We start from the raw sequence: 25,931 nt of genomic DNA on the forward strand, positions 1-25,931 counted from the left end.
TTCGTCAGGGATCCGCCGCCCGAGTTATCATTCGTTTACACAAATTTCCCCACTCCGCAACAGGAAGCCGCTACGCGTACGTGCGCAGCCCCCTCCGCGAGACACAACGCCGCCTATGAAAATCGCGTCGCTGGAAGACGACCTGGACCAAGCACGCCGTATCCAGCAGGTTCTGACGGCTGCTGGCTATACATGCAGCAGCTATCAGCAGAGCCGCGACCTGCTCTCGGCCATGCGCAACGAGAGCTTCGATCTGGTACTGCTGGACTGGCACCTGCCCGATATCGACGGCGACGACGTGGTGCGCTGGCTGCGCGCCAATATCGGCCCGCGCATCCCGGTCATTTTCCTGACCAACCGCTCCAGCGAGGACGACCTGGTCGAAGGGCTGCGCGCCGGCGCAGATGACTACATCGTCAAGCCATTGCGCCCCCTGGAATTGCTGGCCAGGGTGGCCGCCCTGCTGCGCCGCAGCCAGATCGCCGAACCCGCGGACGAATCGTTCGACGTGGCGAACTACCGCGTCGAGCCCTCCGCCCGCACCATCGCGCTGAACGGCAAGGCCGTCACGCTGGCGCCCAAGGAATTCGAGCTCGCGCTGCTGTTCTTTCGCAATCTGGGCCGGCTCATGTCGCGCGACGTGCTGGCCGAATGCGTGTGGAACAGGGAAATTCCGGCCACCTCGCGCACGCTGGACACGCACCTGTCCAACATCCGGCAAAAGCTGCAGCTGCGGCCGGAACACGGCGTGCGCCTGACCTCGTCCTATGCGCTGGGTTACCGCCTGGAGCTGACCAGCGCCCAGGACGACGGCCAGCCCGCGCCGTGAACGCCCCAGCCCATGCCACATCCGGAGAATCGCCCGCCATGCGCCGCCACCGCGCCCTTGCTTCGCTTGTCCTGTTTTCCAGCCTGTTGCTGGGTGCCGTCGCGCATGGCCAGCCCGCGGGTTCGCTGGGAGAGGACTTCATCTACCGCGTGCGCGCCGGCGATACGCTGATCAACATCGCCAACACGTACACGCGCAATTCCGCCAACTGGAATCCGCTGCAGTCGCTGAACAAGATCGTCGCGCCCGAACAGCTGCCGATCGGCCTGGAATTGCACATCCCGCTGTCCATGATTCCGGTCCGGCCTGCAGAAGCGCGCGTCGTGCACGTCAGCGGCCAGGCCTCCGCCGCCGGCAAGACGCTTGCGCCGGGCGCCAGCCTGCCCGAAGGCAGCACCGTCGTCACCGCGCCCAATGGCTTCGTGACGCTGGAACTGGCCGACGGCTCCAAGCTCACGCTGCCCGCGGACGGCTCGGTGGAACTGTCTCGCATGCGGCAATTCGAAGGCACCGGCCTGACCGACTCGGTGGTGCGCGTGCAGCGCGGCAGCGTGGAGTCCTCGGTGGCCCCGGAGGGCCAGGGCGTGGGTCGTTTCGAAATCCGCACGCCGGTCGCCGTCACGGGCGTGCGTGGCACGCGCTTCCGCGTGCAAAGCGGCAGCGGCGGCGTGCATAGCGAAGTCCTGGAAGGCAGCGTGCGCCTGCAGCCGCACGCCCCCGGCGCCACGCCGGCCAAGCCCGTGGCCGTGGCCCGCGGCTTCGGCGCGGCGGTCGGCGCAGACGGCACGGTTGCCGGTTTGCGCCAACTGCTGCCGGCTCCGCAGCTGGCCGCGCCGACGCGCGCCGGCGGTCAATGGACCAGCGCGTTCGAGCCGGTGCCCGGCGCCAAGAGCTATCTGGTGCGCGTATCGCGCGACGCCGATGGCGCGCAGCCCGTGTCTTCCGCGCTTTTCGCCAGCAACGACATCCGTTTTCGCGCCCCCGGCGCGGGCACCTACTATGTCTCGGTGCGCGCGGTCGACGACCTGGGCCTGCACGGACAGGATGCCGTCGCCACCTTCGAAGGCATGAGCCAGTTGTCCACCGCGTTCGGCCTGGGCGTGGCCACCGGCACGGGCGGCTTCGTGACGCTGACTGATTACTGAGTTTCCCCGCGCCATGGCCGACGCCGCCCACCCGCAGGACCGCAGCTCGCGCTCAGGACTGTGGCTGGCGGCGGCGCTGATCGCGCTGGCGGCTCTGCTGGGCGCGCTGAACGGGCTGGGCCGCGTCGACCAGATCCTGTATGACCGCGCGGTCGTCATGACGCCGCGCCCGGCATCGCCAGACATCCTGATCGTCGCGATCGATGACGCCACCATCGACGCACTGGGCCGCTGGCCCTGGCGCCGCGCCATCCATGCCGCCCTGCTCGACCGCCTGCAGGGTGCGCGGGCGGTGGGCCTGGACGTGATCTTCGCGGAACCCGACACGATCAACCCGAACGACGACGCGATTCTCGCCGACAGCCTGCGCCGCAACGGCCGCGCGGTGCTGCCCGTGGTGCTGGACCGACTCGACCACCCGGGCAGCATGAGCCTGCCCATCCCGGCGCTGGCCCAGGCCGCGGCGGGGCTGGGCTTCATCAACGCGCGCATCGACGCCGACGGCGTGGTGCGCGAAAGCGTGCTGCGCGTGCACTACGACGGCGACTGGTGGCGCCATCTGGCCCTGACGCTGCTGCGCATCGGCGGCGAATCCGACGTCGCCGGCCGCCTGCTCAAGCGCGCGCAACCGGACGGCGGCATCCTGATCCCCTATTCCGGTCCGCCGGCCCATACCCGCACCGTGTCCTATCTGTCCGTGCTGCGCGGCGACCTGCCGGCGGACGCGCTACGCGGCAAGTATGTGCTGGTCGGCGCCTGGGCCACCGGCCTGAGCGACACCTATCCGACGCCGGTGTCCCATGACACGAGCGGCATGTCGGGCGTTGAAATCGTGGCCAATGTGCTGCAGGCGGCGCGCGACGATATCGCCTACCAGGCGCCGCCGCCCTGGTTGAACGCGCTGTTCTCCGCGCTGCCGGCGCTGCTGGCCTGCCTGGCCTTGTGGCGGCTTTCGCCCAAGCGCGCCCTGCTGGTGTGCCTCGCGCTGCTGGCCGCCGTGCTGGCGGCATCGCTGCTGCTGCTGTCGCAGGCCTATCTGTGGTTCGCCCCCAGCGCGGCGCTGCTGGGCGTCGCGCTCAGCTATCCGATGTGGAGCTGGCGCAGCCAGGAGGCCGCGCTGCGCTACATGGACTACGAGCTGCGCCGTCTGCAGCGCGAGTACCCGCCGGTGCTGAACGAAGCCCGCGCGCAGTCTTTCGGCCACAGCGCCTCGCTCGAGCATCGCGTCGGCGAACTGAGCCGCGCCCTGGCCCGCGTGCGCAACCTGCGGCGCTTCCTGGCGGACGGCCTGGACGGCATGCCGGACGCAACCCTGGTGTTCGACGAACAGGGCCGCATGCAATTCCGCAACCAGGCCGCGGTGATGTATTTCCAGCGGCTGGGCATGCGCCCGCCGCGCGTCGGCCATCCCGCCACGCATCTGCTCGAACGCACGATTTCTGATGACGACGCGCGCCAGCGCCTGGCCGACGCGCTGAGCGGACAGGAACGCGAATCCTCGCCCTGGAGCGCCGACCTGGAAGTGCGCGATCGCGCGGGACGCGACCTGATCCTCAAGTGCGCGCCCATCCACACGGCGGAAGGCCAATTTGCCGGCACGGTGGCCACGCTCACCGACATCTCCAGCATCCGCCAGGCCGAGCGCCAGCGCGAGGAAACGCTGCGTTTCGTGTCGCACGACATGCGCGCGCCGCAAAGCTCGATCCTGGCGTTGATCGACATGCATCACGAAGCGGACGCGCGCGACAGCCAGGACGATACCCTGCGGCGTATCGCCATGCTGGCGCGCCGCACGCTGAACCTGGTGGACGATTTCGTGCACCTGACCCGTGCGGAATCGATGGCCATCCGTCCGGTCGAGCTGGACCTGGGCAGCCTGCTGCAGGATGGCGTGGACGAGTTCTGGGCTGCCGCCCAGAAAAAGAACATCGCGCTGGCGACGCAGCCTGACCTGCCCGTGGCCTATGCGCTGGGCGACCAGACGCTGCTGATGCGGGCGCTGTGCAACCTGATCGACAACGCGATCAAGTACAGCCCGGCCGATACCCGCATCGATTGCGGCATAGAGGAAGACGACGGCTATTGGCGCATCAGCGTGCGCGACCAGGGCCGGGGCATCGCCGCGCAGGACCTGGACAGCCTGTTCGAACCGTTTTCTCGCGTGGCCGCCGATACGCGCAAGGACGTGGGCGGCGCCGGCCTGGGCCTGGCCTTCGTGCGCACGGTGGCGCAACGCCACGGCGGCACCGCGGAGGTCAGCAGTGAACCGGGCCGGGGCTCGGTCTTCAGCCTGCGGCTGCCGATGGCGCCGGAGCACGACGGCCAATAGCCACGCGCCCCCGCGCTATTCGAAGACGTGTGAAATCACCGCGGGCTTGCCCGCCTTGATTTCCAGCGTGCCGCGGTATGGCGGCAGATCCGCATTGCGCAGCACCACCTGATATTTGCCGGGAATCAGGCGCAGCTCCTTCACCGGCGGACTGATGCCACGCGCGACGCCGTTGACCCAGACCTCGCCCCAGGGCCTGATGTCCAGCCGCACCGTCACGGGCGTCGCGATGGGCCGGGGCTTGGGTTCCTCCTGCGGCTGCGCCGGCACCGCCGGCTCGGCCTGGAAGGCGCTGTTGTCCAGGGAACGGGCCGCGCCGATCAGGGCCTCCGTTGAAGGCGGCGCGGCATCCGCGACGGCCGGCGGCTTGAACTCCGCGACGAGCACGGGCATCGTCTGCTGCGCAGGCTGCAGCCCGGGCGGCTCGGCGCGCGCCACTTGCGGCTCGGCTTGCGGCTCGGCTTGCGGCGCGGACGGCTGCGCCGGCGCCTCCGGTCGGACCATGGGCGGGTTCGGCGGCATCAGCTCGGAGCTGGTGATCAGCACATTGGGCGCGCGGCCGGACTGGAACCAGCCAACGGCGCCACCCACGACGACCAGCGCCAGCAACAGGCCGATCCATACCGGCTTGCCGCGCTTCGCAGCCGGCTGGCGCAGATGCGCGCCGCCAACCGGCGGCGAGGCCTGCTGCGAGGCGCCGGCCGCGCCCGGGGACGCGGGCACGGCATCTGCGTAGACCACCATGCCCAGCCTGCCCGCCAGATCCGCCAGCGACTGCGGCCGCTCGGCAGGCTGCATGGACAGGCCCTCGTCGATGACGCGCAGGAACTCCTGGCTGTACTTGGACAGGCCCAGCTGGGCCAAGGGTTCGTAGGGGTCGTCGACGCGCCGTTCCGGCGCGGGCGGCGGACGCAGGCCGGTGACCAGCGAGTGCATCACCGCGCACAGCCCATACACGTCGGTCCAGGGCCCGCGCGGCCACTGAGCCGTGTCGGCATACAGTTCGATCGGCGCGAATCCGGGCGCGGGCGGCAGGGAGTTGCGGCGCGAGCGGGCCACCACCAGCTCAGGCAAGAGGTGGGCGCGGGCACCCTCGTCCATGCCGACGGTGTCCAGCGAGATGTCGCCACAGATCTCGCCCTGCGCATGCAAGGACATCAGCGACGGCAACAGATCGGACAGCAGGCGCTTGATGCGCGCCTCCGGCACGCCTCCCGCCGCGGTCGCGGCGATGGCGCTCAGGGGACGCAACGCCAATGGCGCGGCGCCGGAAAAAGGGCCACGCGGCGTCAACAGGCCGGCGGATGATGACATGTTCAAGGCGGTGCTCGGGACGTGCGTACCCGGGAATGACGGTTATTAGCCCGAATATTATCGAATCTGCAACACAAGGACATTGCCGAAAATGTCCGACCGCATCAGGCTGTGGCACGATAGCGCCATCGCCAATCCTCACCAATTCTGCGCATGCCCATGAAAATCCGCTCCTTCGCCGCGCTGGCCGGCGCCGTCACCATGCTTGCCGGTTGCGCCGGCATGCAACGCGCGCTGCCCGAAACGCCCGCCACGCCCCAGGCGCTGGAACAATTGCAACAAGTACGCGACCAGTACGCCGCCGGCCACTACGGCGAAGTGGTGCGCCAGGTGGCGAAGTCGGACGAGCTGGCCGGCTCCACCCGGGCGGTGCGCGTCGAGGCCTACAAGCTCCAGGCCTTCAGCTATTGCGTCACGCGCTACACCCAGCTGTGCGTGGACAGCTTCGCCCGCATCCTGGCCCTGGACCCCTCGTTCGAGCTGGCACCCAATGAAGCAGGCCACCCGGCCTGGGGACCGGCCTTCCAGCGCGCCCGGGAGCAGGCCGGACGCTAAGGCCCGCGCCCCGCGAATCCCGTCCGCGCAAAAGCCCGCGCGGAAAAACAGAAAGGCCGCCGATTCGCATCGGCGGCCTTTCTTGTTTCCGGCCTCCCCGCGCCGGACTGCGCGCGGGGAGTTGTCCGAAGGCTCCGCTTATTCGGCGGCGTCCTCGGCGCCCAGATCGGCGACAGGGGCGTCCGCATCGGAACCCACCGTGACCGGCGCGTCCTCGAACGGGTTGGCCAGCTGGCGAGCGGCTTCGCGTTCCGCGGCCTCCAGCGCTTCCTTGTCCCTGCGGGCATGGTGGTACGCCAGACCGGTACCGGCCGGGATCAGACGGCCGACGATGACGTTTTCCTTCAAGCCGCGCAGGTCGTCGCGCTTGCCCATGATGGCGGCCTCGGTCAGGACCCGGGTGGTTTCCTGGAACGAAGCGGCCGAGATGAACGAGTCGGTCGACAGCGAGGCCTTGGTGATGCCCAGCAGCACGTTGTCGTACGAAGCCGGACGCTTGCCCTCAGCCTCGACGCGGTCGTTCTCGTTCAGCAGCTCAGAGCGCTCGACCTGCTCGCCCGGGATGAACTCGGTATCGCCCGCGTCGACGATGTTCACACGACGCAGCATCTGACGAACAATCACTTCGATGTGCTTGTCGTTGATCTTCACGCCCTGCAGACGGTAAACGTCCTGCACTTCGTCGACGATGTAGGTCGCCAGCTTCTCGATGCCCTGCAGGCGCAGGATGTCGTGGGGATCGGCCGGGCCGTCCACGATCATTTCGCCCTTGTTCACCACCTGGCCGTCGTGCACCAGCACCTGCTTTTCCTTCGGAATCAGGAACTCGTGGCTGACGCCTTCCAGGTCGGTGATGACCAGGCGCTGCTTGCCCTTGGTGTCCTTGCCGAACGAGACCGTGCCGGTGACGTCGGCCAGCATGCCGGCGTCCTTCGGCGAACGGGCTTCGAACAGCTCGGCCACGCGCGGCAGACCCCCGGTAATGTCGCGGGTCTTCTGCGATTCCTGCGGAATACGCGCCAGCACTTCACCAACCGCCACTTGCTGCGTGTCGCGCACGGTGATCAGCGCGCCCACCGGGAACGAGATGTTCACCGAGTGATCGGTGCCGGCGATCTTGACGTCGTCGCCGTTCTCGTTGACCAGCTTGATCTGCGGACGCATGACGATCTTGCCGCCGCGCGTCTTGGGCGTGATGACGACCAGCGTCGACAGGCCGGTGACTTCGTCCACCTGCTTGGCGACGGTAACGCCTTCCTCGATGTTCTCGAAGCGCACCGCGCCGCCGTATTCCGACACGATCGGACGGGTCAGCGGGTCCCAGGTCGCCAGGCGGGCGCCAGCCTTGACGGCTTCGCCATCGCCCACCAGCACGGTCGCGCCGTACGGGATCTTGTGGCGTTCGCGCTCACGACCGTTGTCGTCGAAGATCGCCAGTTCGCCCGAGCGCGAGATCGCCACGCGTTCGCCCTTGGCGTTGGTGACGTAGCGCATCGTGCTGGCAAAGCCGACGGTACCGGCAGACTTGGTTTCCACCGCGCTGGCCAGGGCCGAACGCGACGCCGCGCCGCCGATGTGGAACGTACGCATCGTCAGCTGCGTGCCCGGTTCACCGATGGACTGGGCGGCGATGACGCCAACCGCTTCGCCCTGGTTGACCGGCGAGCCGCGGCCGAGGTCGCGACCGTAGCAGTGCGCGCACAGGCCGTGACGCGTTTCGCAGGTCAGCGGCGTGCGGACCTTGACTTCGTCCACGCCCAGGCGGTCGATGGTGTCGACCATGTCTTCGTCCAGCAGGGTGCCGGCCTCGATGGCCGTTTCCTGCGTGTCCGGGTTGACGATGTCGATGGCGGCAACGCGACCCAGGATGCGGTCGCGCAGCGGCTCGATCACTTCACCGCCTTCGACCAGCGCCTTCATGGCGTAGCCTTGCGAGGTGCCGCAATCGTCTTCGGTGATGACCAGGTCCTGCGTCACGTCGACCAGACGACGGGTCAGGTAGCCCGAGTTCGCGGTCTTCAGTGCCGTATCAGCCAGACCCTTACGCGCGCCGTGGGTCGAGATGAAGTACTGCAGCACGTTCAGGCCTTCACGGAAGTTCGCCGTGATGGGCGTCTCGATAATGGAGCCATCCGGCTTGGCCATCAGGCCGCGCATGCCGGCCAGCTGGCGGATCTGGGCGGCCGAACCACGGGCGCCCGAGTCGGCCATCATGTAGATCGAGTTGAACGATTCCTGGCGCACTTCCTCGCCGTGACGGTTGGTCACGGGTTCGGTGGCCAGCTGTTCCATCATCGCCTTGCCGACCTTGTCGCCGGCCTTGCCCCAGATGTCCACCACGTTGTTGTAGCGTTCCTGGGACGTGACCAGACCCGACGAGTACTGCTTGTCGATTTCCTTCACTTCGCGGCTGGCTTCGGCCAGGATGCTTTCCTTGGCCGACGGGATCAGCATATCGCCCATGGCGATCGAGATGCCGCCGCGCGTGGCCAGGCGGAAGCCCGACTGCATCAGCTTGTCGGCGAAGATCACCGTGTCGCGCAGGCCGCAACGGCGGAACGACTGGTTGATCAGGCGCGAGATTTCCTTTTTCTTCAGCGCCTTGTTCAGCACCGTGAAGGGCAGGCCCTTCGGCAGGATCTCGGACAGCAGCGCGCGGCCGACCGTCGTCTCGTGACGGCGGATCACCGGCTGCCATTCGCCCGCTTCGTCGCGCTCGTGTTCCTTCAGGCGCACGGTGATGCGCGTCTGCAGTTCCACTTCGCCGTTGTCGTAGGCGCGCTGCACTTCAGCGACGTCGGTGAAGAAGATGCCTTCGCCCTTGCCGTTGATGCGCTCGCGGGTCGTGTAGTACAGACCCAGCACGATGTCCTGGGACGGCACGATCGACGGTTCGCCGTTGGCGGGGAACAGCACGTTGTTCGAGGCCAGCATCAGCGTGCGCGCTTCGAGCTGGGCTTCCAGCGACAGCGGCACGTGCACGGCCATCTGGTCACCGTCGAAGTCGGCGTTGAACGCCGCGCAAACCAGCGGGTGCAGCTGGATGGCCTTGCCTTCGATCAGGACCGGTTCGAACGCCTGGATGCCCAAACGGTGCAGCGTGGGCGCACGGTTCAGCATGACCGGGTGTTCGCGGATGACTTCTTCCAGGATGTCCCAGACCACCGGCTCCTGGCTTTCCACCAGCTTCTTGGCGGCCTTGATGGTCGTGGCCAGGCCCATCATCTCCAGGCGATTGAAGATGAACGGCTTGAACAGTTCCAGGGCCATCAGCTTGGGCAGGCCGCACTGATGCAGCTTGAGCTGCGGACCCACCACGATGACCGAACGGCCCGAGTAGTCGACGCGCTTGCCCAGCAGGTTCTGACGGAAACGACCGCTCTTGCCCTTGATCATGTCGGCCAGGGACTTGAGCTGGCGCTTGTTGGCGCCCGTCATGGCCTTGCCACGGCGGCCGTTGTCCAGCAACGAGTCGACGGCTTCCTGCAGCATGCGCTTTTCGTTGCGCAGGATGATTTCAGGGGCCTTCAGCTCCAGCAGGCGCTTCAGACGGTTGTTGCGGTTGATGACGCGGCGGTACAGGTCGTTCAGGTCGGAGGTCGCGAAGCGGCCGCCGTCCAGCGGCACCAGCGGACGCAGGTCCGGCGGCAGCACGGGCAGCACTTCCATGACCATCCACTCGGCCTTGATGCCGGACTTCTGGAAGCCTTCCAGCACCTTCAGGCGCTTGGAGATCTTCTTGATCTTGGCTTCCGAGCTGGTGGCCTTCAGTTCGCCGCGCAGCGTTTCCACTTCGCGGTCGATGTCGATGGTGCGCAGCAGTTCGCGCACGGCTTCGGCGCCCATCAGCGCGCGGAAGTCGTCACCGTATTCCTCGGTCTTGGCGAGGAAGTCGTCGTCGGACATGATCTGACCGCGCTTGAGCGGGGTCATGCCGGGTTCGATCACGCACCAGGCTTCGAAGTACAGCACGCGTTCGATGTCGCGCAGGGTCATGTCGAGCACCATGCCCAGACGCGAGGGCAGGCTCTTCAGGAACCAGATGTGCGCGACCGGGCTGGCCAGTTCGATGTGGCCCATGCGCTCGCGGCGCACCTTGGCGACGGTCACTTCAACGCCGCACTTCTCGCAGATCACGCCGCGGTGCTTCAGGCGCTTGTACTTGCCGCACAAGCACTCGTAGTCCTTGATCGGGCCGAAGATCTTCGAGCAGAACAGACCGTCGCGCTCGGGCTTGAAGGTGCGGTAGTTGATCGTCTCGGGCTTGCGGACTTCGCCGTAGGACCACGAACGGATCTTCTCCGGCGAGGCGATGCCGATCTTGATGGCATCGAATTGCTCGTCTTGCGAGACTTGCTTAAAGAGGTCGAGTAGCGCTTTCATTAGTTACGCTCCAAATCCATGTCCAGGGCCAACGAGCGGATTTCCTTGACCAGCACGTTGAACGATTCCGGCATGCCGGCGTCGATGACGTGATCGCCCTTGACGATGTTTTCGTATACCTTGGTGCGGCCGGTGATGTCGTCGGACTTCACCGTCAGCATTTCCTGCAGGGTGTAGGACGCGCCGTACGCTTCCAGCGCCCACACTTCCATTTCCCCGAAACGCTGGCCGCCGAACTGCGCCTTGCCGCCCAGAGGCTGCTGCGTGACCAGCGAGTACGGACCCGTGGAACGCGCGTGCATTTTGTCGTCGACCAAGTGGTGCAGCTTCAGGTAGTGCATGTAGCCGACGGTCACCGGGCGCTCGAATTTCTCGCCGGTGCGGCCGTCGAACAGCCAGGCCTGCGTGCGCGACGGGGTCAGCTGCATGCGCTTGGCGACGTCGTCCGGATAGGCCAGCTCGAGCATCGTCGTGATTTCCTCTTCGGTCGCGCCGTCGAACACGGGCGTCGCGAACGGCACGCCGTTCTTGAGGTTCTGCGCCATTTCCATGACTTCGTCGTCGGTCAGCTCGTCGATGCGCGCGCCCGAACCGGTCGTGTTGTAGACCTTGTCCAGGTAGGCGCGGACGTTCTTGACCTGCGCGGTGCGCTCGTCGCGCAGCATGTCGGCGATGCGATGGCCCACGCCCTTGGCGGCCCAGCCCAAGTGCACTTCCAGCACCTGGCCCACGTTCATCCGCGAGGGCACGCCCAGCGGGTTCAGAACGATGTCGGCGGGGGTGCCGTCAGCCATGTGCGGCATGTCCTCGACCGGGGTGATGCGCGAGACCACGCCCTTGTTGCCGTGACGGCCGGCCATCTTGTCGCCAGGCTGCAGGCGGCGCTTCACGGCCAGGTAGACCTTGATCATCTTGAGCACGCCCGGGGGCAGCTCGTCGCCTTGCGTCAGCTTCTTGCGCTTTTCTTCGAAAGCCAGGTCGAACTGGTGGCGCTTCTGCTCCAGCGATTCCTTGGCCTGCTCCAGCACGACGGCGTGCGGCTCGTCGGCCAGGCGGATGTCGAACCACTGCCAGCGGTCCAGATCAGCCAGGTAGGCCTTGGTGATCGTGGCGCCCTTGGCCAGCTTGCGCGGGCCGCCGTTGACGGTCTTGCCGACCAGCAGCTTCTCGATACGGTCGAACTGGTCGTTCTCGACGATGCGCAGCTGGTCGTTCAGGTCCTGGCGGTAGCGGCGCAGTTCATCGTCGATGATGGACTGGGCGCGCTTGTCGCGCACGATGCCTTCGCGGGTGAACACCTGCACGTCGATGACGGTGCCGGTCATGCCCGAGGGCACGCGCAGCGAGGTGTCCTTAACGTCGGACGCCTTTTCACCGAAGATGGCGCGCAGCAGCTTTTCTTCCGGCGTCAGCTGGGTCTCGCCCTTGGGCGTGACCTTGCCGACCAGCACGTCGTCGGCGCTGACTTCGGCGCCGATGTAGCAGATGCCCGAATCGTCCAGGCGGTTCAGCTGGGTTTCGGCCAGGTTGCTGATGTCGCGCGTGATTTCTTCCGGTCCGAGCTTGGTGTCACGGGCGACGACCGTCAGTTCCTCGATGTGCACCGAGGTGTAGCGGTCATCGGCCACGACCTTTTCCGAGATCAGGATCGAGTCTTCGAAGTTGTAGCCGTTCCAGGGCATGAACGCGATCAGCATGTTCTGGCCCAGGGCGAGTTCGCCCAGGTCCGTCGACGCGCCGTCGGCCAGCACGTCACCCTTGGCGACGCGATCGCCGCGCTTGACGATGGGACGCTGGTTGATGTTCGTGTTCTGGTTGGAACGCGTGTACTTGATCAGGTTGTAGATGTCCACGCCGACTTCGCCGGCCACGTTTTCATCGTCGTTCACGCGGATAACCACGCGTTCGGCGTCGACATGGTCGACCAGACCGCCACGCAGCGCCTGCACGGTGGTGCCCGAGTCAACGGCCACGGTGCGCTCGATGCCCGTACCCACGACCGGCTTTTCCGGACGCAGGCAAGGCACGGCCTGACGTTGCATGTTGGCGCCCATCAGCGCGCGGTTCGCGTCGTCGTGCTCCAGGAACGGAATCAGCGAGGCCGCGACCGACACGATCTGCGACGGGGCCACGTCCATGTAGTGCACGTTGGCCGGCGCGGTCAGCATGGTTTCGCCCGCTTCGCGGCAGGCCACCAGGTCGTCGACGAAACGGCCGTCTTCGTCCAGCGCGGCGTTGGCCTGCGCGATGACGTAGTGGCTTTCCTCGATGGCCGACAGGTAGTCGATCTGGTCGCTGACCTTGCCGTCGATGATCTTGCGGTAAGGCGTTTCCAGGAAGCCGTACTCGTTCAGGCGAGCGTACAGCGCCATGGAGTTGATCAGGCCGATGTTCGGGCCTTCCGGCGTTTCGATCGGGCAGACGCGGCCGTAGTGGGTCGGGTGCACGTCGCGGACTTCGAAGCCGGCGCGCTCGCGGGTCAGACCGCCCGGGCCCAGTGCGGAAACGCGACGCTTGTGCGTGATTTCCGACAGCGGGTTGGTCTGGTCCATGAACTGCGACAGCTGGCTCGAACCGAAGAACTCCTTGATGGCGGCCGAAATCGGCTTGGAGTTGATCAGGTCGTGCGGCATCAGGTTTTCGGTCTCGGCCTGGCCCAGACGTTCCTTGACGGCGCGCTCGACGCGCACCAGGCCGGCGCGGAACTGGTTCTCGGCCAGTTCGCCCACGCAGCGCACGCGGCGGTTGCCCAGGTGATCGATGTCATCGATCTGGCCACGGCCGTTACGCAGCTCGACCAGCACCTTGATGGTTTCAAGGATGTCTTCGTTGGTCAGCGTCATCGGACCGGTGATGTCCTCGCCACGGCCCAGACGGCTGTTGACCTTCATGCGGCCGACGCGCGACAGGTCGTACGTCTCTTCGCTGTAGAACAGGCGCTGGAATAGGGCCTCGACGGCTTCCTCGGTGGGCGGCTCGCCGGGGCGCATCATGCGGTAGATCGCCACGCGCGCGGCCATCTGGTCGGCGGTTTCGTCGGTGCGCAGGGTCTGCGAGATGTAGGGACCGCGGTCCAGGTCGTTCGTGTAGAGCGTCTGGATGTCGTGCACGTTGGCGGCGCGCAGGGCGGCCAGCACGCTTTCCGTGATCTCGTCGTTGGCGTTGGCGATGACCTCGCCGGTGTCCGCGTCAACGATGTTCTTGGCCAGCACGCGGCCGTACAGGAACTCTTCAGGCACCGAGATGCGCTGGATGCCGCCGGCAGCCAGATCGCGCAGGTGCTTGGTGTTGATGCGCTTGTCCTTTTCGACGATGACCTTGCCGGAGCGGTCCGAGATGTCGAAACGGGCCATTTCGCCCTTCCAGCGCTCGGGCACGAATTCCATCATCGCGCCTTCGCTCTTCAGCTCGAAATTATCGAAGTCGAAGAAGTTGGCCAGGATGGTTTCCGGCGTCATGCCGATGGCCTTGCACAGGATCGTGACGGGCATCTTGCGGCGACGGTCGACGCGGAAGAACAGCACGTCCTTCGGGTCGAATTCAAAGTCCAGCCACGAACCGCGGTAAGGAATCACGCGGGCCGAGAACAGGAGCTTGCCGGAGCTGTGGGTCTTGCCGCGGTCGTGCTCGAAGAACACGCCGGGCGAGCGGTGCAGCTGCGACACGATGACGCGCTCGGTGCCGTTGATGACGAAGGAACCGGTGCCGGTCATGAGCGGAATCTCGCCCATGTAGACTTCCTGTTCCTTGACTTCCTTGACCGTGGGCTTGCTGACCTCGCGGTCGAGCAGCACCAGGCGCACCTTCGCGCGCAGGGGCGACGCATAGGTCAGGCCACGTTGCTGACATTCCTTGACATCGAACACCGGTTCGCCGAGCACATAGCTCACGAACTCCAAGCGCGCCATACCGTTGTGACTAACGATCGGGAAAATCGACGTGAACGCCGCCTGCAAACCGTCGGCTACGCGTTCGGACGGGGCGGTATCCGCCTGCAGGAAAGTTAGGTAGGATTGAAGCTGAGTCGCCAGCAGGAAAGGAACGTTTTGAACGTCTTCACGCTTGGCGAAGCTTTTGCGGATGCGCTTTTTTTCGGTGTACGAGTAAGGCATGAGCACTCCGACTCGAGGTTGCATGGGCCGTCAACCACGGCCCCAGGTGATACGACTCCAGGAAACCCCACTGCGAAGGGCCTGCCCCCAGTAGGGGTTTCCTGGAAACGCAAAAGCCCGGGGACTGCGAACTGCGCTGTCCCCGGGCAGATGACGCAAGGTCTTACTTGACTTCGACCTTGGCGCCAGCTTCTTCCAGCTTCTTCTTGGCGGCTTCGGCGTCAGCCTTGGCAACGCCTTCCTTGACGGGCTTCGGAGCGCCGTCGACCAGGTCCTTGGCTTCCTTCAGACCCAGGCCGGTCAGCTCGCGCACGGCCTTGATGACGCTCACCTTGTTGGCGCCGGCTTCAGCCAGCACAACGGTGAACTCGGTCTGCTCTTCAGCAGCGGCGGCGGCGCCACCAGCGGCCGGGGCGGCCACGGCCACAGCGGCGGCAGCAGCCGACACGCCGAACTTCTCTTCCATTTCCTTGATCAGCTCGGACAGTTCGAGCACGGTCATGCCAGCGATGGCGTCAAGGATTTCAGCTTTGTTAAGTGCCATTTTTCAGAACTCCAGATATTGGGTAATGCCAGGGTTTGGGTGTCGCTCGGTCGTTCAGCGAATTCCGGAAAGGACGGGCAATTAAGCCGCGGCCTTCTGGTCGCGCACGGCGGCGAGGCCACGGGCGAACTTGGTCGGAACTTCGTTGAGCGTACGCACGAATTGCGCGATGGGGGCTTGCATGGTGCCCAGCAGCTTCGACAGCAACTCTTCGCGCGAGGGCATGGTGGCCAGGGCCTTCACGCCTTCTTGGTTCAGCAAGTTGTTGGGCAGAGCGCCCGCCTTGATGACCAGCTTGTCGTTGCTTTTCGCGAAACCTGCGAGGACCTTGGCCGCCGTAACCGGGTCGGCGCTGATGCCATAGATCAGCGGACCGGTCAGTTGTTCGGACAACGGCTCGAAAGCCGTGCCGGCAACAGCACGACGGGCCAGCGAGTTCTTCAGAACACGCAGATACACGCCCGATTCACGCGCAGTTTTGCGCAGTACGGTGACAGAGGCGACGTCCAGACCACGGTACTCGGCGATAACGATCGATTGGGCCTTGGCGACTTCCGCCGAGACTTCCTCGATCACCACCGCTTTCTCTTGACGATTGAGACTCACGGTTTGAACACTCCATCAAAAGACGCTTGGGGCAGATGCCTTGCACGTCAACCGAATGCGGCGCCTGGTCGAGTTCTTCGAATAAAGAAATCTTCCTGGGGACGCCGTCTACGCTGGATCCGGACTAGGCAAGCTCCGGGATTAAGCGGGGAGGCGGGTTGGAGGGCCCTTGCGGACTATCCGGTTCACCACCCTGCTCCAGCGGTCTTTGACAGCAGCATCCGGAAGGATCCGGATGCGGCCCAAAGTACGTTACAGCCGTCGGCTTAGGCCGACAGCGAGGCGATTTCCACGCGCGCACCGCCGCCCATCGTGGACGAGACGGCCAGCTTGCGCAGGTAAATGCCCTTGGCAGCTGCGGGACGAGCCTTTTGCAGGGCGTCGACCAGAGCGGCCAGGTTGGTTTGCAGCTGATCCACGTTGAACGACGCGCGGCCGATCGTGGCGTGGATGATGCCGGCCTTGTCGGTGCGGTACTGCACCTGGCCAGCCTTGGCGTTCTTGACGGCGGTGGCGACGTCCGGGGTCACGGTGCCGACCTTCGGGTTCGGCATCAGGCCGCGCGGGCCCAGGATCTGACCCAGGGCGCCGACGACACGCATCGTGTCGGGCGAGGCGATGACCACGTCGAAGTCCATTTGACCGGCCTTGATCTGGTCGGCCAGGTCGTCCAGACCGACGATGTCGGCGCCAGCGGCCTTGGCGGCTTCAGCCTTGTCGCCTTGGGCGAACACGGCGACGCGGACCGACTTGCCGGTGCCGGCGGGCAGCACGACCGAACCGCGAACCAGTTGGTCCGACTTCTTCGGGTCGATGCCGAGCTGCACGGCCACGTCAATCGATTCATTGAACTTGGCGACAGCGGTTTCCTTGACCAGGGCCAGGGCTTCGGCGACCGGGTACAGCTTGCTGCGGTCGATCTTCTGAGCGATAGCGGCGGCGCGCTTGGACAGTTTTGCCATGATTAGATCCCCTCAACCGTGATGCCCATGCTGCGGGCGCTGCCAGCGATCGTGCGGACGGCGGCATCCAGATCGGCGGCGGTCAGGTCCGGACCCTTGGCCTTGGCGATTTCTTCAGCCTGGGCGCGGGTCAGCGTGCCGACCTTGTCGGTATGCGGCTTGGACGAGCCCTTTTGCACGCCGGCGGCCTTCTTGATGAGGACCGTCGCAGGCGGGGTCTTCATGATGAAGGTGAAGCTCTTGTCCGCGAAGGCGGTGATCACCACGGGGATCGGCAGACCCGGCTCCATGCCTTGGGTCTTGGCGTTGAACGCCTTGCAGAATTCCATGATGTTCAGGCCACGCTGACCCAGGGCCGGGCCAATCGGGGGGGAGGGGTTAGCCTTACCAGCCGGCACTTGCAGCTTGATAAAGCCGACGATCTTCTTCGCCATGCTTATGCTCCTTGCGGGTTATATCGCCCCGGACCAGACGGACCGAGGCTCCCCGGGGGTTGATGTCAGGTCTTTTCGACCTGGCTGAAATCGAGTTCGACGGGCGTGGCGCGACCAAAAATGGTGACCGACACGCGCACCTTGCTCTTTTCGTAGTTGACTTCTTCGACGTTGCCGTTGAAGTCCGCAAACGGACCTTCCTTGACCCGAACCATCTCGCCCACCTCGAAGAGGATCTTGGGACGCGGTTTCTCGACGCCCTCTTCCATCTGGGAGAGGATCTTTTCGACTTCCTTCTCGGAAATCGGGGTCGGACGATTGCCCGAGCCACCCAAAAAGCCGGTGACGCGGTTCGTATTCTTGACCAGGTGCCACGTTTCGTCGGTCAGGTCCATTTCAACCAGGACATAACCGGGGAAAATGCGGCGCTCGGTGATCGACTTCTGACCACCCTTGACCTCGACGACTTCCTCGGAGGGCACAAGGATACGGCCGAAAGACGTCTGCAGGCCCGCGCGCTCGATGCGCTCGTTCAGGGCCTTGTGCACACTCTTTTCCATGCCAGAGTACACATGGACGACATACCAACGCTTACTCATTCGCCGTCCTTATTTCCAGCCCAGCAACAGGCCGTAGAGAATCCATTCGATGCCCTTGTCGAGCACCCACATGAAAATGCCCATGATCGCCACGAACGCGAAAACGATGCCCGTCATCTGGGTCGTTTCCTTGCGGGTGGGCCAGGACACGCGCTTGACTTCGTTGTAGGACTCGCTGGCGAAGCTCAAGGTGCGGCGGCCCGGCTCGCTGAACCAGGCGATCGCGAAAGCGATCACGAGGCTGCCGACGAACACGCCGATACGTGCAGGCATGGGTTGCGCGCTGAGCACGGAGAACCCGACGATGCCAGCAATAACGACAAGAACCGCCAGCCCGAGCTTGACCCGGTCGGCGGTACTGGTAACAGTTTCAACGCTGGTATTAGACATATTGCGACGCGAGCCGCCTGAATGCGTAACTCGCGATGATCTCCCGCGGGTTTATCCTGGCGGTGGCAGGGGCAGTAGGAATCGAACCTACAACCTTCGGTTTTGGAGACCGACGCTCTGCCAATTGAGCTATACCCCTAAAACACTACTCGTGCTCGGCACTGCTTCGCACAGCTAGCGGTGGCGCTGTTGGCACTACATTGGCGCTACGACTGAACTACTACTGATCACTTTCTGATCAGACCCCGCTTGTTTTGCTGTGCTTTCGCACAGTTGACTTGCGGAACCCGAAATCATACTACTTTTACAGCAAAAAGGGTAGAGGGGCTTGAAAAGCCTCTCCACCCTTTCTGGAATTACTTCAGGATCTTGGCGACGACGCCGGCGCCGACGGTACGACCGCCTTCACGGATGGCGAAGCGCAGGCCTTCTTCCATGGCGATGGGGGCCAGCAGCTTGACGGTCATCGTCACGTTGTCGCCCGGCAGAACCATTTCCTTGTCGGCCGGCAGGTCGATCGTACCGGTCACGTCCGTCGTGCGGAAGTAGAACTGGGGACGATAGCCGTTGAAGAACGGGGTGTGGCGGCCGCCTTCTTCCTTGGACAGGATGTACACCTCGGACGTGAAGTCCGTGTGCGGGGTGATCGAGCCCGGCTTGGCCAGAACCTGGCCGCGCTGGACGTCTTCACGCTTGGTGCCGCGCAGCAGGATGCCCACGTTGTCGCCGGCTTGACCTTGGTCCAGCAGCTTGCGGAACATTTCCACGCCCGTGCAGGTCGTCTTGACCGTCGGGGTGATACCGACGATTTCGATTTCCTCGCCGACCTTGATGATGCCGCGTTCGATACGGCCGGTCACCACGGTGCCGCGACCCGAGATCGAGAACACGTCTTCCACCGGCATCAGGAACGCGCCGTCAACGGCACGCTCAGGCGTCGGGATGTAGGTGTCCAGGGCTTGGGCCAGGGCCAGGATGGCCTGCTCGCCCAGCTCGCCCTTGTCGCCTTCCAGCGCCAGCTTGGCCGAACCCTTGACGATCGGGGTGTCGTCGCCCGGGAAGTCGTACTTGGACAGCAGTTCACGAACTTCCATTTCCACCAGCTCGAGCAGCTCGGCGTCGTCGACCATGTCAGCCTTGTTCAGGAAGACGATGATGTACGGCACGCCGACCTGGCGCGACAGCAGGATGTGCTCGCGGGTCTGCGGCATCGGGCCGTCAGCGGCCGACACGACCAGGATCGCGCCGTCCATCTGGGCGGCGCCCGTGATCATGTTCTTGACGTAGTCGGCGTGGCCCGGGCAGTCAACGTGCGCGTAGTGACGCGATTCCGTTTCGTACTCGACGTGCGCGGTGTTGATGGTGATGCCGCGTGCCTTTTCTTCAGGAGCTGCATCGATCTGGTCGTAGCCCTTGGCTTCGCCGCCGAACTTGGTCGACAGAACCGTCGTGATGGCTGCCGTCAACGTCGTTTTGCCGTGGTCAACGTGACCAATCGTACCCACGTTCACGTGCGGCTTGGTACGTTCAAACTTGCCTTTTGCCATGGCTGACTCCTGACCTGGATTGCGCTTCTGACTGAAGAAAAGAAGTTGTGGTGCCCATGACGCGGATCGAACGCGTGACCTCTCCCTTACCAAGGGAGTGCTCTACCACTGAGCCACATGGGCGTATAAATCTTGGAGCGGGTGAAGGGAATCGAACCCTCGTCGTAAGCTTGGAAGGCTTCTGCTCTACCATTGAGCTACACCCGCGGCTACCCTTTCACCTTCTCGTACTTCCCAACACCTTCAAATCCAGACCCCTGAAGCCTTACGGCCTTCGTTGCAAAGGCCGCCCAGCTCCCTGGGCTTGCATTTTAAAATCCAGGCCGCTGATGCTCTAGCCGCGCCTGGATTTAGGTATAGGGTCTCTGGTGGAGGAGGTTGGATTCGAACCAACGTAGGCGCAAGGCCAACAGATTTACAGTCTGCCCCCTTTAACCACTCGGGCACCCCTCCAGCGGAGAACTTGAGATTATGAACACTTTCGAATCCGGTGTCAAACGCCGGGATCGAAAAATTCCAATTTCCAGTCCTGCCTCCGCCGCGTTTCCGCGCAGAGGGGGCGAAGCTTACAGGTTTCTGCGAAACGCTGCACGGAAAAGTTGCACCCTCCGGGCCCGGGGACTGCGGGCACGGAGGGCGGGTTGATTCGTCTGCCGGACCAGGCTGCCCCCCTTCCCGGCCAAACAAGCCGCACCCGAACCGCCGCGTTTCGCCCTGCCTCTGCTCACAACCCTTTCAGCACCCTGCCCTCTTGCGCCCGCCCCAACAAGGGACGCTGCAGATAGACAGAACCGCCTTCCCGCTTTCACCCATCCACCAACAGATGCGCAACGGACGACGGTCACACCCTCCCCCGCCCGCGTGCCGACCGATCACAAGCGCGGCAATGCACCAGACCCCCCCCACCCTCATGCGCTCCCCGGCCGAAGAAATGGCGCAATTCTCGCAATCCGAGCGCATCAAGCCAAACCCGTCATCTTCTTACGATACTCCGCCCCGCCCAAATTTATGAGCCTTTACTCGCTTATATGAATAAGCAAGCTTTAGCTCATGAATTTTCATATGCAAATCTTTACTCGCAAAATATCCGACGCTTTGCTCGTAAAACCTCAATGCATGAAGTGAAGCGATTGCTCGCATTCAACGCGAGACCGCGGCGCTCGAATCGCTGCCGTTCCTGATTCGTTTCAAGCCAGGTGCGCCAACGCGCGCATGGCCTGCTGATGCAGCTGCGGCGTCGCGGCGGCAATCACGCGGCCGTCAGAATCCAGGCCTGGCGGCTGGCCGGCCCAATCCGTGATGACGCCGCCCGCGCCTTCGATCACCGGTATCAAAGCCATATAGTCATAGGGCTGCAATCCCGCCTCGACCACCAGGTCGACATGACCGCTGGCGAGCAAGCCATAGCTGTAGCAATCGCCGCCATAGCGACGCATGCGCGTCGAACGCGCCAGGGCGTCGAATGCGGCCAGTTCGGCGGTATTGAAGATATCGGGCGAAGTCGCATACAGAATGGCCTGGTCCAGGCTTGCACAGCGGCTGGCCGAACAAAGCTGTCCGTTCAGGGTCGACACGCCCCCCTGCGTACCAATCCAGCGCTCGTCCAGCATCGGCACATCGATCAAGCCCAGCACCGGCTTGCCCCGGTACAGCAACGCCAGCAAGGTGCCCCAAAGGGGATTGCCGGAAATGAAGGCGCGCGTGCCGTCGATGGGGTCCAGCGACCACACGAATTCCGCCTCGGCCTGCTGCACGCCATACTCTTCGCCAAAAATGCCGTGCTCGGGATACTGCTGCGAAATAGCCGCCCGCAACGCGGCTTCGACTTCGCGGTCGGCCTGGGTGACCGGGCTCTCGTCGGCCTTGGTGTCGATGGACAAGGGATGCCGGAACCACTGCCGCGACAAGGGCCGAACCCGGTCCGCCAGGGTCTGGGCAAATGCGGCGTAGGCGGCCAACTGCTGTGCCGCGAGCGGCGTCGAGGTATGCATAGCTGTACTCCAAAACAGGGCAGGCCCGGATACTTGGACCCGTCAGGCAAGCGCCGCGCACTGGCTCGAACGCCTGCCTGCTGTTCGTTGACGCAAAAGCGCCTGTTCCGTTGCAGGCAAACAGATCCCGGCTGGACGTTTTGCCACAAATTTGCAAATATACCTATAAATGCAACCCGGATTCTGACATCTGGATGGCAGCCCGCGATAAAGCGAATTCTTGGCCATTCCGGGCGCGCGGCATCGCTCCATGATGCCGCGAATGGGCCACGCCGACGACGCGCCTCGCGCCTGCGGCGGTTTCAAGATCAGGGCTGTCTGACCCCATGCGATCCGACCCGTTTCCGAACAACCCTGTGGACAAGTCTGTGGGCAATTTCTTGCGCAGCTTTTGTTGGCCCGCCTCCCGACTTGAATCCGCCATTGCCGCGGCGGGCGCTTGCCGTTCCGTATCCGGACGAATTCCCCGTCCCGGGGACCTGCGTGGCAAGCCCGGGCCGTATCATGCCAACTGCGCCGGGACGGCTAGGCATGAATCGGTCGTCCCGGGCGTCCGGCGTGCAACGCGCCGGCTATAGATAGGAAGCATCCGTTATGTGGCAAGAAGAGCGGTATCAGCGAATCCGCGCGCTGCTGTCTACATTGCAGCAAGTCTCGACCGACCGCATCGTCGGCGAATTGGGGGTCTCCCGGGAAACCGTCAGGCGCGACCTGCTCGAACTGGAAGCGTTGGGAGAACTGCGCCGTGTGCATGGCGGCGCGGTGCCGGTGCACAGCGAGCCGCCCATCGCCGAACGCGTGCATACCCGCGTGAAGTACAAGCGCGCCATCGCGCGCCTTGCCGCCAGCCTGACCGCCAGCGGCCAGACCCTGTTCCTGGATGCCGGCAGCACCACCAGCGTGCTGGCCGACGAACTAGCCAGGCAGAGCGGGCTGACCATCATCACCAATTCCTTCGACGTGGCAAGGAAAATCGGCGCCGCGGGCAACGGCGCCAATGAAGTGCTCATGCTGGGCGGAACGGTGGGCGGCCCCGTCTGCGCCACCGCCGGCGGCGTCACCGTGGCCGAGATCCACCGCTATCGCGCGGACCTGGCGCTGCTGTCACCGGTGGGTGTGGATGCCGAATGCGGCGCCACCAGCTACGACCTGCGCGAAGCCGACGTGGCGCGGGCCATGGCCGACAACGCCAGGCAGCGGGTACTGCTGGCCGACTTCAGCAAGATCGGCGTATGCAGCCGCATGTCGTACTGCGCCGCGAACCGCATCGACCACCTCGTCACCAACGCGTCGGCGCAAGCCTTACCCGCCTATGCGGCGCTGGAATCCGTGGTGGGCGCGGTGTCGATTGCCTGACTGCGCCGTGCGCTCAGATCGAGCGCATGGCGTGCGGGCTCTTCAATAGCGTTCGAAGCAATGCTGCAGCGCCGCCGGATCACGCGTGGCGGACAGGCCCAGCATCAACAGGATGCGTGCCTTCTGCGGGCTCAGGTCTGCCGCCGCGATGAAGCCCAGCGCGGCGTCATCGAGTTCGACGTCGCGCGCGACCAAGCCGCTGCCGGTGCGGCTGGAGCGAGCCACGGCCACGCCTGCGGCGGCGGCGCGCGTCAGGGCGGCGATGGCCGCGTCGGTCGCATTGCCATCCCCGACGCCAGCCAGCACGATGCCTTGGCACACGGACGCCATGAAATCAATCACGTCGGCCTGCAGGTCCGCGTGCGCGTACACGATGCCCACGCGGGGCCAGCCCGACTTTTCCAACAATGCGAGTGAAAACTCGCTTTGCGTGGAATGCGTGGTGGCATTGCGCGAATAGAACTTCGGCACACCGCCGTGCATGACACCGGCACGGCCGCGATTGGGCGAGCTGAACGCGCACAGGCCGGCGCTGGCGATCTTCTGCACCTCGCGCGCGTAGTGGATGTCCTCGTTCATCACCACCAGCGGCCCGCGGCCGCGGGCCTCGGCATGGCGCGCCAGCGCCACCGCGTTGTACAGATTGGCGGGACCTTCGGCGCCCAGCGCGGTGGCCGGTCGCATCGCGCCAACCAGCACGACAGGCTTGTCGTGGCACACCACCAGGCTCAGGAAATACGCGGTCTCTTCCAGCGTGTCCGTGCCGTGGGTAATGACGATGCCGGCCACGGATGCGTCCTGGCACAAGGCATCCACGCGCGCGGCCAGCGCGCGCCAGACGTCATGCGTCATGTTCTGGCTGCCGACGTTGGCCACCTGCTCGGCGCGAATGCGGGCAATGCCCGCCAGCTGCGGCACGGCGGCCAACAGATCGTCCACCGAGAAGGAGCCGGCCTTGTAGCCGGCCGAGGTCGCGTCGGCCTGGGCGCCGGCGATGGTGCCGCCGGTCGCCAGCACCGCCACCACGGGCAGCGCGTCAGGCATCGACCACTCCGGACAGGCCCTGGCGTTCAAGCAAGGAATTCAGGTGTTCCCAGCCGTGGAAGTCGATCACGATCTGGCCCTTGTCCTTGGCGCCGACCTTGAGCGCGACGCGCGTGCCCAGGTGATCGGACAAGGCTTCCTCCAGGCGCGTCAGATCGCGCGACACGCCATTGGCCTTTTTGCGCGGCGCCGATGCCGACTCGGCATCCTTGGCGGTCTTGGCGACCAGCTTCTCGGCCTCGCGCACCGACAGGCGGCGGGCGATGATCTGATTAGCCAGCTGGATCTGCGTGGCCGCGTCCACGGCCAGCAGCGCGCGCGCATGGCCCATGTCCACATCGCCGGCCAGCAGCATGGTCTGCACCGGCGCGGCCAGGTTCAACAGGCGCAGCAGATTGCTGGTCGCCGAGCGCGAACGGCCGATGGCCTGGGCCGCCTGTTCGTGCGTCAGGCCGAACTCGTCGAGCAGGCGGCGCACGCCATGCGCTTCTTCAAGCGGGTTCAGGTCCTCGCGCTGGATGTTCTCGATCAGCGCCATGACGGCGGCGTGCTCGTCGGCCACTTCACGCACCAGCACCGGCACTTCCTTCAGGCCGGCCAGCTGTGCCGCGCGGAATCGCCGCTCGCCGGCGATGATTTCGTACTGTCCGGGTTCTTCGCCCAGTTCGCGCACAAGAATGGGTTGCATGATGCCTTGCGTGCGGATCGATTCGGCCAGTTCGCCCAAGGCGCCCTCGTCCATGCGCGTGCGCGGCTGGTATTTGCCGGCGCGCATCTTGGAGACGGGCAAGGTGGACGGCGGACCCTCGGGCTTGGCCTGCGCCTTGCCGATATTCTCGATGGCGGGCGCGTCAGCGCCCAGCAGGGCATCCAGTCCGCGACCCAAACCCTTGGGTTTCTTGGTGGCCATAGTTAAATCCTCTTTCCTTCTGTTTTTGTATCCCGAGCCGGGCTCAGGCGGCCGCCTGCTCGGCGGGCAGGCGGTACCAATACGCGTAACAGTCTTTGAAACCGTAGCGGGCGTACAAGGCGCGTGCGGCGGCATTGTCCGGCTCCACCTGCAAATAGGCGGTTGCCGCGCCGTCGGCCGCGCCTGCGGCCAACAAATATTCCACCAGCGCGCCGGCATGGCCTTTGCGCCGTTCATCGGGATGCGTAACGATATCGAACAGGCCCAGCAAGTCGCCATCGCGCACGGCCAATCCCGCAGCCACGCAACGGCCGTCGCCGGCATGCGCCAGCACCGGCGAGATATCCACAGCCAACCCCGCCAGGCGTGCGCGATGTTCCTCGACATGCTGCGGCAAGGCGCCGCGCATGCGTCCAACTTCATCGGCAAAGCGGACCGGATCCACCATTGCGAACGTCAGCCCGGCAGGTGCGGCCTGCGGCCGAGGCGCCAATGGCGCGGACATGACGCGGGTTTCTTCGATCAGTGCATAGCCGCGCGCGGCCAGTTCGTCGTCCAGGGAAAAATCCGGTCCGATGGACGTCAGGCGGAACAGCATCGGCAGGCCACGGCGCGCGTACAACGAAGAACAATACGCCAGCCGCTCATCGAGCGGACGTGTGGATAACCCCAGCACATTGATGCTGCGCACCCGCTTGGCCGCTGACGGCGCAAGACGCACCAGCCAGCCGTCGTGGAGCAGCTGCGCGGAGACGGCCGTGGCGTTCAGCGCGGCCTCTTCCAGCCGCACGCGCAGGCGGTCGCGCGCATCGTCCGAGGGACGCGCGGCAGGCGCTGCGGTGGGGCGGGAAAAGAGCGTTGCTGCGGACATGGTGGCTGCG

The 25,931-nt window shown here is 65.0% G+C and carries 19 protein-coding genes and 4 tRNA genes; 5 read left to right on the plus strand and 18 right to left on the minus strand.

What is annotated here, in order from left to right:
- Positions 1-115 precede the first annotated feature (115 nt).
- From C2U31_RS04510 to C2U31_RS04520, 3 genes are read left to right on the plus strand one after another with little or no spacing between them, the layout of a single operon-like run.
- Positions 116-829: a response regulator transcription factor gene (locus tag C2U31_RS04510; protein WP_103271746.1), complete on the plus strand. Its 714-nt coding sequence runs from the start codon at positions 116-118 to the stop codon at positions 827-829.
- Positions 830-867: 38 nt separating this feature from the next.
- Complete coding sequence (locus C2U31_RS04515) at positions 868-1,974, plus strand: FecR domain-containing protein (protein ID WP_103271747.1); 1,107 nt, start codon at positions 868-870, stop codon at positions 1,972-1,974.
- Positions 1,975-1,987: 13 nt separating this feature from the next.
- On the plus strand, positions 1,988-4,303 hold the full coding sequence (locus tag C2U31_RS04520; protein WP_103271748.1) for a CHASE2 domain-containing protein: 2,316 nt from the start codon (positions 1,988-1,990) through the stop codon (positions 4,301-4,303).
- Positions 4,304-4,318: 15 nt separating this feature from the next.
- On the opposite strand, the gene C2U31_RS04525 is transcribed toward C2U31_RS04520, so the two are convergent.
- Positions 4,319-5,617 (minus strand): serine/threonine protein kinase, encoded by a 1,299-nt coding sequence (locus C2U31_RS04525; protein WP_103271749.1) that lies wholly within the window; start codon positions 5,615-5,617, stop codon positions 4,319-4,321.
- Positions 5,618-5,776: 159 nt separating this feature from the next.
- On the opposite strand from C2U31_RS04525, the gene C2U31_RS04530 reads away from it, so the two are divergent.
- On the plus strand, positions 5,777-6,172 hold the full coding sequence (locus tag C2U31_RS04530) for a TssQ family T6SS-associated lipoprotein (RefSeq protein ID WP_103271750.1): 396 nt from the start codon (positions 5,777-5,779) through the stop codon (positions 6,170-6,172).
- A gap of 138 nt (positions 6,173-6,310) precedes the next feature.
- Here C2U31_RS04530 and rpoC read toward each other — a convergent pair whose 3' ends face one another.
- From rpoC to hisN, 14 genes are all read right to left on the minus strand, one after another.
- Positions 6,311-10,555 carry a DNA-directed RNA polymerase subunit beta' gene (gene rpoC / locus C2U31_RS04535; RefSeq protein WP_103271751.1) on the minus strand — a complete coding sequence of 1,415 codons (4,245 nt, stop codon included), beginning with the start codon at positions 10,553-10,555 and terminating at the stop codon, positions 6,311-6,313.
- Positions 10,555-14,667 (minus strand): DNA-directed RNA polymerase subunit beta, encoded by a 4,113-nt coding sequence (gene rpoB / locus C2U31_RS04540; protein WP_103271752.1) that lies wholly within the window; start codon positions 14,665-14,667, stop codon positions 10,555-10,557. The genes rpoC and rpoB overlap by 1 nt, the downstream gene beginning before the upstream one ends.
- Positions 14,668-14,830: 163 nt before the next feature.
- Positions 14,831-15,211, minus strand: coding sequence for a 50S ribosomal protein L7/L12 (gene rplL, locus C2U31_RS04545; protein ID WP_006389590.1), 381 nt, complete (start codon positions 15,209-15,211; stop codon positions 14,831-14,833).
- An 81-nt stretch (positions 15,212-15,292) separates the two neighbouring features.
- Positions 15,293-15,817 carry a 50S ribosomal protein L10 gene (rplJ, locus tag C2U31_RS04550; protein WP_103271753.1) on the minus strand — a complete coding sequence of 175 codons (525 nt, stop codon included), beginning with the start codon at positions 15,815-15,817 and terminating at the stop codon, positions 15,293-15,295.
- Positions 15,818-16,083: 266 nt separating this feature from the next.
- Positions 16,084-16,779, minus strand: a complete 696-nt coding sequence (gene rplA, locus C2U31_RS04555) for a 50S ribosomal protein L1 (protein WP_103271754.1) — start codon at positions 16,777-16,779, stop codon at positions 16,084-16,086.
- Between the two features lie 2 nt (positions 16,780-16,781).
- Positions 16,782-17,213: a 50S ribosomal protein L11 gene (rplK, locus tag C2U31_RS04560; protein WP_006389587.1), complete on the minus strand. Its 432-nt coding sequence runs from the start codon at positions 17,211-17,213 to the stop codon at positions 16,782-16,784.
- A gap of 65 nt (positions 17,214-17,278) precedes the next feature.
- On the minus strand, positions 17,279-17,812 hold the full coding sequence (gene nusG / locus C2U31_RS04565) for a transcription termination/antitermination protein NusG (protein WP_006389586.1): 534 nt from the start codon (positions 17,810-17,812) through the stop codon (positions 17,279-17,281).
- A 9-nt stretch (positions 17,813-17,821) separates the two neighbouring features.
- Positions 17,822-18,202 carry a preprotein translocase subunit SecE gene (secE, locus tag C2U31_RS04570; protein ID WP_103271755.1) on the minus strand — a complete coding sequence of 127 codons (381 nt, stop codon included), beginning with the start codon at positions 18,200-18,202 and terminating at the stop codon, positions 17,822-17,824.
- A gap of 63 nt (positions 18,203-18,265) precedes the next feature.
- Positions 18,266-18,341: transfer RNA gene (locus tag C2U31_RS04575), tRNA-Trp, on the minus strand.
- Between the two features lie 217 nt (positions 18,342-18,558).
- Positions 18,559-19,749 (minus strand): elongation factor Tu, encoded by a 1,191-nt coding sequence (gene tuf, locus C2U31_RS04580; protein ID WP_103271742.1) that lies wholly within the window; start codon positions 19,747-19,749, stop codon positions 18,559-18,561.
- A gap of 48 nt (positions 19,750-19,797) precedes the next feature.
- Positions 19,798-19,872: transfer RNA gene (locus C2U31_RS04585), tRNA-Thr, on the minus strand.
- A gap of 10 nt (positions 19,873-19,882) precedes the next feature.
- A tRNA-Gly gene (locus C2U31_RS04590) sits at positions 19,883-19,956 on the minus strand.
- Positions 19,957-20,115: 159 nt separating this feature from the next.
- A tRNA-Tyr gene (locus C2U31_RS04595) sits at positions 20,116-20,202 on the minus strand.
- Positions 20,203-20,936: 734 nt separating this feature from the next.
- Complete coding sequence (gene hisN, locus C2U31_RS04600; protein ID WP_103271756.1) at positions 20,937-21,740, minus strand: histidinol-phosphatase; 804 nt, start codon at positions 21,738-21,740, stop codon at positions 20,937-20,939.
- Between the two features lie 594 nt (positions 21,741-22,334).
- Between hisN and C2U31_RS04605 the strand changes: the two genes are divergently transcribed.
- Positions 22,335-23,096: a DeoR/GlpR family DNA-binding transcription regulator gene (locus C2U31_RS04605; protein WP_103271757.1), complete on the plus strand. Its 762-nt coding sequence runs from the start codon at positions 22,335-22,337 to the stop codon at positions 23,094-23,096.
- A gap of 42 nt (positions 23,097-23,138) precedes the next feature.
- Here the strand turns inward: C2U31_RS04605 and C2U31_RS04610 are convergent, their stop codons facing one another.
- The 3 genes from C2U31_RS04610 to C2U31_RS04620 are packed head-to-tail and all read right to left on the minus strand — an operon-like array spanning position 23,139 to position 25,921.
- Positions 23,139-24,140: an asparaginase gene (locus C2U31_RS04610; RefSeq protein WP_103271758.1), complete on the minus strand. Its 1,002-nt coding sequence runs from the start codon at positions 24,138-24,140 to the stop codon at positions 23,139-23,141.
- Positions 24,133-25,050 (minus strand): ParB/RepB/Spo0J family partition protein, encoded by a 918-nt coding sequence (locus tag C2U31_RS04615; protein WP_103271759.1) that lies wholly within the window; start codon positions 25,048-25,050, stop codon positions 24,133-24,135. Before C2U31_RS04615 ends, C2U31_RS04610 begins: the two co-directional genes overlap by 8 nt.
- A 43-nt stretch (positions 25,051-25,093) precedes the next feature.
- Complete coding sequence (locus C2U31_RS04620; RefSeq protein WP_103271760.1) at positions 25,094-25,921, minus strand: GNAT family N-acetyltransferase; 828 nt, start codon at positions 25,919-25,921, stop codon at positions 25,094-25,096.
- Between the last annotated feature and the right edge of the window lie 10 nt (positions 25,922-25,931).

It is taken from the genome of Achromobacter sp. AONIH1, from assembly GCF_002902905.1.
In the GTDB taxonomy this organism is placed as follows: domain Bacteria; phylum Pseudomonadota; class Gammaproteobacteria; order Burkholderiales; family Burkholderiaceae_B; genus Achromobacter.